The sequence below is a fragment of the Ferroacidibacillus organovorans genome, from assembly GCF_001642725.1.
Lineage (GTDB): Bacteria > Bacillota > Bacilli > Alicyclobacillales > SLC66 > Ferroacidibacillus > Ferroacidibacillus organovorans.
In genome coordinates, this window is sequence record NZ_LSUQ01000074.1 from 1 (window position 1) to 10,973 (window position 10,973).

The following is a 10,973-nucleotide window of genomic DNA, read 5'->3' on the forward strand; positions in this document are numbered from 1 at the left end:
CTGTAACGCCTGCGCAACCTCATCCTGAATTTGCGCGGCAGACTTCATAAATACGCGGACCGTTTCGTGTGGATACACATCCGTCGGCGGCAAGATGCGATTGATCGAGGCGGTTGTCGGATTGGGGGAGACTGGTAACAGATTGCGCCCGACAAGCGCATTGATCAGGGATGATTTTCCGGCCGAAAACGCACCGAATACTGCAATGGTTGACTCCTGATTGAGCAGTCGCTCGGCGCGCTGTGAGAGTTCTGCGCTGAGTGAGTCAAGGTCCGTCCCTGCAAGGAGCGTTGACACGCGGGCGAGTCGCTCTGCGACGTGAAGGATTTCCTGGTTCATTGCACATCCATCCCTTCTTGCCACGTCCTTGCGAGTGCAGCGCAAGCTTCCGCGCGCAGATTTGCGGTTTCTTCTATCGCACAAAGTGATGAAAGATACGGTTGCAAGCGATCGAGCAGCGCGCGTGAAGACTGTGTCTGCTCGTCCAGCTCCTTTTTCAGAGCAACTTCGTACATGGAAGCGAGTTCCCGCGTCACTGCGCGCGCGGTTGAGCGCAGCGCCGCATCGATTGTTTTCGCATACTGGTATCCATAGCTCTCCGTGGTTAAAGCGCCCGCCGCGAGGTGTGATGTCACCCAGGCCGGATTGACACACTGCTCAAGCCGTTCAAACAGTGCAACGCACTTTTCTTCAAATGAAACGCCCTCTTGCATCTCGCGAAGATAGATTTGTCGAAGGTGCGCGATGATTCCTGTGTGAAATTTTTCAGCGACATCCTCTGTCAGCGCGACACGACGCGCCTCTCGCTCACGCTCCACTTTCGCAGATGTCGACAAGAAACCGACGCGAAAGTTTGGCGCTTGCGCCTCTACGAAACGGACGGCCAATTCAGTTGTGTGATAGGGCAAGAGGATCGCCTGATTGACAACCCCATCAAGCGCCTCTTGAAAACTGGACACGCGCTTTGCGCTCGTTTCCTGCGCATGAAGGACATGTTCTTTTGCCTCCTCACACGCACGCACCACAGAAGTCAAGCGCGTCAGTGGATCAACAACTTCTGATGTGTCCACCCCTTCTAGAGGCTCATATGCATCTAAGCGGGCAGACGTCAGTGCATCCGCGCTGGCCGCGTTTGCCTGCTCAACGCACCAAGCGCGGTGCTCTTCAAGCAGTTGCATAAGCGCCGGAATAAAACGCGCCTGCTCATCGCGTGCGTCAAGTGTTACCTCCAGTTGATCCTTAAACGTAAAAAGTTCACTGTCAGGCATTTCAGGGTGAAGCGCGCTGACAAAGTACACACCCGTGAGATCCATTCCCTCGTCTTGAAGCGTCGCGCGCACGTTTTCGGCAAACCATTCGAACGAGAGTTCCCACGCGTTGTGTTTGTCGATCTGATTGACGACAAAAAAGAGCGGACGATTCAATTTCAAAAGGGCGCGCAACAAGCGCAGGTGATCTTCTGCGAGAACGTGATTGTAGTCCGTCACAAACACGATCACATCCGCGAGAAAAAGCGCGTGCTTCGTCGCCTCTTCGTGGCGCACATCGGTAGAATCGACTCCCGGCGTGTCAACCAGCACAAAGTGAGCCGGGAGATTCACGGGAAGCGTGACATCGATGCGCACCACATCGCGCGCATCCGTAGACCACGCCGCAAGCAACTGGCGCGCCTCGTCATCGTCACCAACCCGCGCCGCGCGCGTGCCGTCGCGAAACAATGCCACCATGCGCGGTTCGCCGTGGCTCACAAAAACAAGATTGGCGCTTGTCGGCAGCGGACTCGTCGGCAACGAAACACCTGCCAGCGCATTCATAAGGCTTGACTTTCCCGCAGAAAAATGACCGAGAAAAACAATGTGCCGAGCCTCTGTCCGACGCTTTTCAAGAAGCAACAACACACGTTCCACGCGCTGTTGATCGCCGTGTCCCTGCGCGAGTATCACTAATTGCTCCATCCAGTTTGCCAGCGCGTCGATTGGCACTGCCTCTGCCACCGCTCCCGCCATCATCTGTATCGCTTCCTGGTTCAACGCGAAAACTCCCTTATTCCCTACGTTTCATACGATAAACATTCACCTGCGTTCCCTCTAGTTTACCGATCGACAGAATACCTGGCAAACCCGCAAAAAGGCCGACGTTAGCGGCAGGCTAACGTCGGCCTTTTAAAAGCCTTCAATTTACAACCTTACGACGTTTCGCCGCGCATGTTTCGCTGCATCGCGTAAGATCCTTGCGGCTGATACGCATGCTGGTGCTGCATGCCGTTTGCGTGCACTGCCTCATACCCGTAGCGATCCGTCACGGGCGCATACATCGTGCCCACCGTCGAGCGTATTCCAGACTTTGCAACCGTTTGCGCCATCTCTTGCGCCGCCTGCTGGTTGTTCTGAATCGAACGCATAACATCGTCACGAGACGCCGTAGCGCCTGGTGGATACCAGCCTTGCCGACTCATCACTTGATAGCATTCCGCCTGTTCAGCGATCGTTTCGTAAAGAAGACGCTGCAGAGTCTGGCGCACCATTGGACAACTCGCCTCCGTCACCGCAGTGGCGTACTCGCGAATGTTGTGTTTCAATGAGATGATGATGGCGTGGAAACGGTCCTTCATTTCCATCTGCGTCGCCGTGTCGCGAAAGTCCATTCCATACGGCATCCGATTCATCGTTTGTTGCATGAGGAGCCTCCTTTAGTGGGCTGCGTTTTGGTGTGACGTTAGGACATGCATGAGTTCGTCATGCCTGCGCTGATGCTCCGCCACGGCGTGATGGAGAAACTGGTGAACATCCTGTTGCGTCGCCGTCGGCAGTGCGATCGCACACGTTTTTGCCAGAAGCGCTTCACCACCCAACAGGTCATCAAGATAGTTCAGCTCTTTGGTCGTAAGGGCTTGCATGGGCATCCTCCTCGCGTAATGTCCTCGCTAGTTTTCCACACCTTGGCTATACTATCCATGTGTCAAAAAAGATTCACACACCGAGAGGAAGATATTCTGTGGCACACATCACCGTCGAAAACGGCCCGTCATTTGAAGTCGAAGATGGTACAAAGCTGGTCTTGGCGCTTGAAGATCACGGCGTTGACATCTTACACCGTTGTGGCGGCAACGCGCGCTGTACAACGTGTCGCGTTGAAATCCTCGCCGGTCAACCAAACCCTCCTGAAGAGGCAGAACTTGAAATTCTCAGTAAAAAAGGTCACTCAGAAGGGCAGTATCGGCTCTCTTGCCAGATTCGCACAAGCGGAGATCTGACCGTCCGCCCCGCGATGACAGTGACGACGTCAAGCATGGATGCAGGCCCGCGTCCCACAGAATAGCGCCCATGGTGAGTGTGGGGTGAATGGCGATCACACGCCGTCACCCCGCACACCGCCCTGCGCGCAGTGAACGCGCAGTTATTTACCCGTGAGATGGGGATGTTTTTTTGAAATCACCTTTTGTAAAAACGATGATTCTCTCACTCGCCATCCTCTGGTTGACTGGTTCAGGCTTAATCACCCTCGCGCACAGGATCAATACATCCCTGTCTGCGAGCGCGAACCCTGACGCAGAGGCGCGTTTCGTCGCACAGATTGTCGCTCACACCCTTCCCATGCGGACAGCGACGACCGTGCTCTATTTGAACGGAAAAGACGGTGGGGACAATTATTATCGAGTCGCCTACCTGCTCTATCCGATAACCTTTGTGCCGTACTGGTCGTGGCATCGTCCGAATGCGGGTGGGGATGTCTGGAATGCCAAAGCGTTTTCGACACGCGCCGGAATCGCATCGATCATTCGCCGTCACCGTGTTCGCTACATCATCGCACTTCACCATCCAAAGTTTCTGTCGCTGCTCGGCATAAAGCCGTCTGCCAGCAAAGGTATGCTCATCCTGTTTCAAGTAAAGAATCCGCAATCCCTTCGCGCGAACGCGCGATTCAGTTCTTCATTTCACGTGATAAAGCAGGTATCTTTGCGATGATCGCTACCCTTCTTTTTTTCGTTACAGTGATCGGTATAGGACTTTTGCTCGACCCTTTTTTCGCGCATATGCATCGCCTCGAGCGCTTGGGATTGGCTATCCTTTGTGGCTCCGTTCTGCTGCCCTTCCTCCTTTTTTTTGCGAGCGCCTATTTGCACATTTTGCCCTTAGCAAAAACTGGCGTCGGCGTTTTCTTTCGCAGTGGCGTCACTGTACTCGCGCTCGCCTCCATCGCGCGTTTCCTGCTAAGTGAAATCCGAGCGCTGCGCGCGCCCGGACGTTCGCGCAGCGCTCCGCGAAAAAAACGCCGTGTGCAAATCAGCGTGATGATCAGCACACTCTCACTGATCGCTTTTGCCTTTTTTGTCGTCATTGGCATTCACACGCGCCTTTTTGGTTGGGACGAGTATTCTTACTGGATGTACGCCGCAAAGGTTCTCACGGTGACCGGTGGGGACATCCACGCGCTGCTTCCAAACGCATACGGTAGTTACCCCCCAGGGTTCCCCGAACTCGCAGCGTGGAACGACGCGCTTCAAGGGGATGTGTCCATTCAACACGCCAAATGGATGGCGCCGCTCTATTTTCTCGGTGCACTCACGCTGGAATGGGGCCTTTTCAAACGATATCAGACATCGACAAGTCGGATTCTGATCATTTTGGCATTGACCGTTTGGGGGTGCCAATCGTATGATCTGTTTACCATCCTCGCATATGGTGAAATGCCGTATGTCGACCTGTACACACCGGGTGTGATCTATCTCGCATTTTCCATGCGGTCAAAGGACATGCGCGACCTGAACACAGGTGTCATTTTGCTTCTGTTCTCAGCCTTTCTGCGCGTTGACGGATGGATAGTCGCAGGATTCACCCTTGTCCTATTTTTCCTTTTTAATGCGCGGCAAGTCCTTACAGCCGTGCGCGCAAAAAAGCGCCTGCTCGCCTATGCGTGCGCAGCGCTCCCCATTCTATTATGGAACCTCTACCTGCTTCACCACCCCACCCTCGCCGGCTGGGGAACTCGTTTAACGCTCTCGCGCGTCGATGCGCGCTTGCCCTGGCCTTTTATGTCGCGCGTCCTTGGCGCCATGTGGATGACCGTTTCAAACCTGCGCGTTTCCCCGATCATGGCCGTCTATCCACTTCTGATCGGCTATGCCCTCGTAAAGCGAAACCGCGCGCTCTGGTTCCTCCTCGCGGTCGTCTTAACGCAGTTTGCCTATCTCTTCACAGCGTATATGACCGTCTTTTCATCCTTTGAGGCGCTCCACGCATCAAGCCTTGACCGCTATCTGTTGCGCGTTGACCCATTGATTAGCGCAGGACTTTTTTTCGCACTCTATGATGAAAAAACGACTAGAGTTTGGGCGACCATGTCACAAGCGCGACGCCGAGCAGGATAATGACAGCTCCGATCCAGCGCGTGAGTGACACATCCTCGTGAAGGATCCATAATGAAACGGCCAGACCGAGAATGTACGACAGGCTCTGTAGTGGATATACCGCACTCAATTGCGCGCGTGACAAAACGGCGAACCATAGGAGGGTGGCGACGACATAGAGAAAAAGTCCCGTTAGAATCAGCGGGGAGACAAAGACTTGCAGCGCATTGTGAAGCGTGAGCACGCCCATGCGGTTAAGTCCCAACTTAAAAAGCACTTGCCCAGTGACGAGCAAAATCACATTGGCCAATACGAGCACGATAATCACACGTCCGCCTGCTTTCAAAAGAAGAAATGAATCACTTCACAGAGTCAGGCGCAATCCGCCCCGGTTGCTAGTTTACTTTATCGCGTGACACGTTGGCTATCGCGTCGAAGGAAAAAGTGCGCAAAAATAAATAAAAGTTTATGAAACGGGGGAAATTTTACGATGAGTTCATGGTTTACGTACGACCCGCGGCTTGACCTTGAAGTTCCATCCCTCTCACTCGAGTGGAGCGAATACAACGTGACGGAGCGCGAAAAAATCTTGGAGCAGTGGGAGCGCGTACGCGGCGCGATTCCTTCGCGCATCTCTTTGTTTGAGGCGAGGATCGAAGAATTGCAAAGCCAGCTTCACCACGAAGAGGAGTGGGACCAGACCGTCTCCCTGATGAATCAGGTGGCTGATTATGCCAGTCGCATCAACGATTTGAACATCCTTTTTCGAACACAACCGGACGCGCATCTTGAGCATGACACGCCGTCCCAACAGGAGCATCACGATCGGGAAAAATAAAGAAGGTGTCTAATTTTGACGATTTATGGGCGGAAGATTATAGTAGATCTGTCCATTGTAAAAACATGAAGACAGAGGTCTTCAGATCCTTTAAGAAAAGAGGTCTTATCTTGAATCGTACCTTTGCACGATCTGCCACGGGACTTGTGGCGCTTTCCCTCCTTTTGGCGGGCTGTGGCACGCAGAACACGACCACAGCGCCTGCAACAAACACGCCCACGACGCCGAGCAACGCCAGTTTTAAAGTTGGTCTTGTCACCGACGTCGGCGGACTAAACGACCACAGCTTTAACCACTTGGCTTATGTCGGCCTGCAGGCGGCTGAAGCGAAGTACGGAATTTCAGGCTCCGTCGTCCAGTCACACCAGACGAGTGACTACCTCACCAATCTGACCAACTTCGCGCAGGCGGGTGACAAACTTGTCATTGCCGTTGGTTACCTGATGAATTCAGCTGTTCAAACGGTCTCAAAAAAGTTTCCTAAGACAAAGTTTTTGATCATCGACGACGCAATCACCAATCGCCCCAATGTCGCATCCGCCCTTTTCAACACGCAAGAGTGCGGCTATCTGGTCGGCGTCATGGCGGGGCTCATGGAAAAGCAAAAGGGCATCGCGCAGATTAACAACAAGAACACGGTTGGAACGATCGGCGGCATGCAGATTCCACCTGTGGAAAGCTATATGGCGGGCTTTGTCGCAGGCGTAAAAAAGGTTGACCCGACAGCGAACGTTCTCGTAGGTTGGGCCAACTCCTTCACCGACCCGGCAAGCGGTGAAGCGATTGCCAATCAGCAGATCTCAAATGGCGCGGACATCGTCTTCCCAGTCGCCGGTGCGACTGGGAACGGCGCGATCACTGCCGCGAAACAGCATAACGTTTTTGCGATCGGCGTCGACGCGAACCAAAACTATCTGGCACCGCAAACGGTGATGACCTCCGCGCTCAAAGCGGTTGACGTCGCGACAGAAACGGTGATCGGACAAGCCTTGCACAACCAATTCAAATCAGGTATCGTCACGTTTGACCTGAAAAATAAAGGCGTTGGTTACGCCCCGCCGATCAAGGCCGTGCCCGCTTCCATCGTCGCGCAGGTGAACCACTATGCGACACTGATTGAGTCTGGAAAAATCACGCCACCTTCGACGCTCTCGTAAGGTGGAGGAGGTTCATGAGTGACAACGCTTTCTATAAACCACTTGCGCAAGACGTTTCCAGGTGTCGTCGCAAATGACGATGTCAACCTGCACATTGCGGCGGGCGAAACGCATGCAATCCTCGGAGAAAACGGCGCAGGCAAGTCAACCCTGATCAAGATGATCAGCGGCCTGTATCGGCCTGATTCTGGAGAGATGCTCCTCAATGACAAAGTGGTCACCTTTTCGAGCCCGCGCGAAGCGATTCGCGCGGGCATTGGTGTTGTTCATCAGCATTTTATGCTCATTCCGGCGCTGAGCGTGGCTGAGAATGTCGTACTCGGCAGTGAGCCGGGCGGCTTTCACTTTCCAAAGCGGCTCGCCTCGCAAAAGGTGCGCGAGCTGTCTTTGCGCGCCGGTCTACCGCTCGATCCAACCACGCGTGTAGCGGATCTGTCCGTTGGCATGCAGCAACGCGTCGAAATCGTCAAAGCGCTTTATCGACAAGCGCGCATCTTGATTCTTGACGAACCGACGGCCGTTCTCACGCCACAGGAGACCGAAGACCTGTTTGTCGTACTGCGCAAGCTAAAGGAAGAAGGCATTCCGATCGTCTTTATCTCGCACAAATTGGACGAAGTTCGCGCCATCGCAGACACGGTGACGGTGATGCGCGCCGGAAAAACTCTCCATACCCAACCGATTGCATCGGCGAGCGCAAACGAACTCGCCACCATGATGGTCGGACGCGAAGTGTCCCTAAACGCGCGCACCTCAGCCAGCCACCCAGGCGACGTCACTCTGAAAATACGTGACCTTTCCGTTTTGGATGATCGCAAGTTACAAGCGATAAAAGGCGTTTCTTTTGAACTTCGCGCCGGAGAGATCCTCGGGGTTGCGGGGGTTGACGGCAACGGACAAACCGAACTGGTCGAAGCGATCGTCGGCATGCGCAGTGCAGTGAGCGGTTCCATCCATTTTGCCGGTCAAGACATCACGCGCGATTCGGTGTCTACACGCATCGCTTTGGGGATCAGTTACGTGCCGCAAGACCGCCAACACGACGGACTCGTGCTCCCGTTTACTTTGACGGAAAACCTGATGCTGCGCGATCTATTGCCGCCCTATGCCAAACGCGGATGGTTAACACCGCGCAGCGCAGAGAGCCAGTCGCGTGAACTCCTTGCGAGATTTGACGTCCGCCCCCCTGTTCCTGACGCGACGGCACAGAGTCTGTCGGGTGGCAACCAGCAAAAGGTGATCCTTGCGCGCGAAGTTTCTCGCGCGCCGCGCCTGCTCATCGCTGTGCAGCCAACTCGCGGCCTCGATGTCGGTGCGATCGAAAGCATTCACCACGAACTCGAAAAACTTCGCGATCAAGGCAGCGCCATTTTACTCGTATCCCTTGAACTGGATGAAATTCTCGCACTCTCCGACCGCATTTGCGTCCTTCACGCCGGAAGCATCGTAGTGACACTCCCAGGGGAAGGTGCCTCGCGCGACACGATTGGACTCGCCATGACAGGCACAGATCCAAACGCAAAGGAGGTACTCCGATGAAGAATAAACTGCAGCAGATGACCGTTCCCCTGTACGCCGTACTGACGGGTCTGATACTCGGAGCGATCATCATGCTCATCTCAGGGTACAACCCCCTTAGCGCGTACGGTTCTCTGGTTGTCGGCGCGTTTGGCAGCGCCTCCGCAATCGGCAATACGCTGACCTCGGCGGTACCGCTCATTCTGGTCGGCCTCGGGATCGCGGTTGCGTTTCGCGCGGGACTCTTTAACATCGGCGCAGAGGGACAATACTGGATGGGTGCAATCGTCGCCGTCTGGATCGGCTACCACTTCCCTACGCTCACACCGATCCTGCACATCACGCTCGCACTGCTTGGCGCAATGCTGGCAGGTGCTCTGTGGGGCGGCGTGATTCCCGGTCTCACCAAGTCCCTCGTCGGTGCACACGAGGTCATCACGACGATGATGCTGAGTTACATCGCAATCTTTTTTGTCCACTACCTCTTGGAGCAAGGCCCGATGATGGCGCCCGGTTTTGTACCACAGTCCAGACCGATTGCCGCGACCGCCGCACTACCCAATCTCTTTCCTGCGACCGGCATCTTTTCAAACGCGACCCTGTCATCCGGTTTTTTGATCGCGCTTGCCGCCGCCGCCGTCACACACATTGTGCTGTTTCGTACGACATTCGGCTACCGCTTGCGCACAGTTGGCCATAACCCGGCGGCCGCCAAGTATGCAGGCATGAGTGTCACACGTTTCACGATCCTCTCCCTCGGTCTGAGCGGTCTACTCGCAGGCCTTGCAGGCGGCGTACAGATGCTCGGCGTCGATCAGCAACTCAATGACTCCGTCTCATCCGGTTTTGGCTATACGGGGATCGTCGTTTCACTTCTCGCGCGCAACAACCCGTACGCAGTGATTCTCGCCGGGATCTTCTTTGCGGCGCTCTCCGTCGGCAGTCAGACGATGCAAATCAATTCTGGCGTTTCTGCGAATATGACCGACGTGATCACTGGGATCATCGTCTTTTTCGTCGCGGCCGATCGACTATACCAATACGGATTCAGTCGCATCCGCTCGCGCGTGCGCGCAAAGTCGCTGGAAAGGACGGAACAAGGATGAGCGCGATTGCACAGATTTTTACAAACCCTGAGTTGTACGCGGCAACGATTTCCATGGCGACCCCGCTGGCGCTTCCCGCGATCGGGGGAACCTTCTCAGAGCGAACAGGCGTCGTCAACATCGCGATGGAAGGAAACATGCTGATTGGCGCATTCTTTGCGGTCATGGTCGCCGCAGCGACCCAGCAGGCGTGGCTGGGGCTACTCGCCGGAATGCTCGCCGGTGGCATCCTTTCACTCGGGCTCGCCTTCACCGCGATTCGCCTGCAATCCGATCAAGTCATCGTCGGCATGGCGCTCAACCTGTTTGCGTCAGGACTCACAGCGTTTTTATTAAACACAGTGTACGGTTATAACGGGACACCCACCAATACGCCGTTTCTGCCAAGCATCACAATCCCTTTCGTGTCATCGATCCCGTTTATCGGCCCCATTATCGGCCATCACGACGTGGTCGTCTACTTGATGCTTCTCATCGTCGCTGGAAGTCAGTATGTCCTGTTTCACACAAAGCTCGGGCTGCGCATGCGCGCCGTCGGCGAAAACCCGGAGGCCGCAGATACGGTTGGCATTCACGTCGCGCGCATGCGCTACCTCGGCGTCTTTATCGGTGGTATGCTATCCGGTCTTGGCGGCGTCTATCTCTCCATTGGTTTGCTCAACGCGTTTGATGTGAACATGACAAACGGACGCGGATACATCGCGCTTGCCGCCATGATCTTTGGCAAGTGGACACCACTCGGCTCGTTTGGCGCTGCGCTCCTCTTCGGATTCGCCACGGCGCTCAGCATCGCCCTGCAAAACGTTGGAATTTCGGCAAACCTCGTCTCCATGCTCCCCTATGCGCTCACCATCATTGCGCTGACAGGACTCGTGGGAAGAAGCCGCGCACCTGCGGCTGACGGAATTCCTTATGCACCGAGCAAATAAATCTTTGCAAATCGAGTAGGAGGGGGCGCCTAGCCCCCGACCTCTCACACCACCGTACATGCGGGTCCGCATACGGCG

At 55.0% G+C, this 10,973-nt stretch carries 13 protein-coding genes; 8 read left to right on the forward strand and 5 right to left on the reverse strand.

What is annotated here, in order from left to right; all coding sequences use genetic code 11:
* The 4 genes from AYW79_RS13975 to AYW79_RS13990 form a co-directional block, all read right to left on the reverse strand.
* Positions 1-339 (reverse strand): dynamin family protein (locus AYW79_RS13975; RefSeq protein ID WP_197467732.1); only part of this gene is annotated, 339 nt, incomplete at its 3' end.
* Complete coding sequence (locus AYW79_RS13980) at positions 336-2,030, reverse strand: dynamin family protein (RefSeq protein ID WP_067567131.1); 1,695 nt, start codon at positions 2,028-2,030, stop codon at positions 336-338. The genes AYW79_RS13980 and AYW79_RS13975, both read right to left, overlap by 4 nt.
* A gap of 155 nt (positions 2,031-2,185) precedes the next feature.
* Positions 2,186-2,677, reverse strand: a complete 492-nt coding sequence (locus AYW79_RS13985) for a spore coat protein (protein WP_067567133.1) — start codon at positions 2,675-2,677, stop codon at positions 2,186-2,188.
* A 12-nt stretch (positions 2,678-2,689) separates the two neighbouring features.
* Entirely contained in the window at positions 2,690-2,896 is a 207-nt protein-coding gene (locus AYW79_RS13990) for a hypothetical protein (protein ID WP_067567135.1), read from the reverse strand.
* A 98-nt stretch (positions 2,897-2,994) separates the two neighbouring features.
* On the opposite strand from AYW79_RS13990, the gene AYW79_RS13995 reads away from it, so the two are divergent.
* The 3 genes from AYW79_RS13995 (at position 2,995) to AYW79_RS14005 (ending at position 5,368) form a co-directional block, all read left to right on the forward strand.
* Entirely contained in the window at positions 2,995-3,318 is a 324-nt protein-coding gene (locus AYW79_RS13995) for a 2Fe-2S iron-sulfur cluster-binding protein (protein WP_067567137.1), read from the forward strand.
* A gap of 107 nt (positions 3,319-3,425) precedes the next feature.
* Complete coding sequence (locus AYW79_RS14000; RefSeq protein WP_067567139.1) at positions 3,426-3,965, forward strand: hypothetical protein; 540 nt, start codon at positions 3,426-3,428, stop codon at positions 3,963-3,965.
* Complete coding sequence (locus AYW79_RS14005) at positions 3,962-5,368, forward strand: hypothetical protein (protein ID WP_067567141.1); 1,407 nt, start codon at positions 3,962-3,964, stop codon at positions 5,366-5,368. The genes AYW79_RS14000 and AYW79_RS14005 overlap by 4 nt, the downstream gene beginning before the upstream one ends.
* Here the strand turns inward: AYW79_RS14005 and AYW79_RS14010 are convergent.
* Positions 5,322-5,675 (reverse strand): EamA family transporter, encoded by a 354-nt coding sequence (locus AYW79_RS14010; RefSeq protein WP_067567143.1) that lies wholly within the window; start codon positions 5,673-5,675, stop codon positions 5,322-5,324. The genes AYW79_RS14005 and AYW79_RS14010 overlap by 47 nt on opposite strands.
* A 162-nt stretch (positions 5,676-5,837) precedes the next feature.
* Between AYW79_RS14010 and AYW79_RS14015 the strand changes: the two genes are divergently transcribed.
* The 5 genes from AYW79_RS14015 (at position 5,838) to AYW79_RS14035 (ending at position 10,895) form a co-directional block, all read left to right on the forward strand.
* On the forward strand, positions 5,838-6,185 hold the full coding sequence (locus AYW79_RS14015) for a hypothetical protein (protein ID WP_067567145.1): 348 nt from the start codon (positions 5,838-5,840) through the stop codon (positions 6,183-6,185).
* A 110-nt stretch (positions 6,186-6,295) separates the two neighbouring features.
* The gene (locus AYW79_RS14020; protein ID WP_067567148.1) at positions 6,296-7,342 is read left to right on the forward strand and encodes a BMP family lipoprotein; all 1,047 of its coding nucleotides are present in this window, start codon (positions 6,296-6,298) and stop codon (positions 7,340-7,342) included.
* 18 nt (positions 7,343-7,360) lie between these two features.
* Positions 7,361-8,881, forward strand: coding sequence for an ABC transporter ATP-binding protein (locus tag AYW79_RS14025; protein ID WP_067567150.1), 1,521 nt, complete (start codon positions 7,361-7,363; stop codon positions 8,879-8,881).
* Positions 8,878-9,966 carry an ABC transporter permease gene (locus AYW79_RS14030; RefSeq protein WP_067567152.1) on the forward strand — a complete coding sequence of 363 codons (1,089 nt, stop codon included), beginning with the start codon at positions 8,878-8,880 and terminating at the stop codon, positions 9,964-9,966. Before AYW79_RS14025 ends, AYW79_RS14030 begins: the two co-directional genes overlap by 4 nt.
* On the forward strand, positions 9,963-10,895 hold the full coding sequence (locus AYW79_RS14035; RefSeq protein ID WP_067567154.1) for an ABC transporter permease: 933 nt from the start codon (positions 9,963-9,965) through the stop codon (positions 10,893-10,895). The genes AYW79_RS14030 and AYW79_RS14035 overlap by 4 nt, the downstream gene beginning before the upstream one ends.
* Positions 10,896-10,973 lie beyond the last annotated feature (78 nt).

Coding starts and splice junctions, on each gene's coding strand:
- AYW79_RS14005 (WP_067567141.1), top strand. CDS start 3,962: ATGATCGCTACCCTTCTTTTTTTCGTTACAGTGATCGGTATAGGACTT.
- AYW79_RS14035 (WP_067567154.1), top strand. CDS start 9,963: ATGAGCGCGATTGCACAGATTTTTACAAACCCTGAGTTGTACGCGGCA.
- AYW79_RS13990 (WP_067567135.1), bottom strand. CDS start 2,896: ATGCAAGCCCTTACGACCAAAGAGCTGAACTATCTTGATGACCTGTTG.
- AYW79_RS13985 (WP_067567133.1), bottom strand. CDS start 2,677: ATGCAACAAACGATGAATCGGATGCCGTATGGAATGGACTTTCGCGAC.
- AYW79_RS14015 (WP_067567145.1), top strand. CDS start 5,838: ATGAGTTCATGGTTTACGTACGACCCGCGGCTTGACCTTGAAGTTCCA.
- AYW79_RS14030 (WP_067567152.1), top strand. CDS start 8,878: ATGAAGAATAAACTGCAGCAGATGACCGTTCCCCTGTACGCCGTACTG.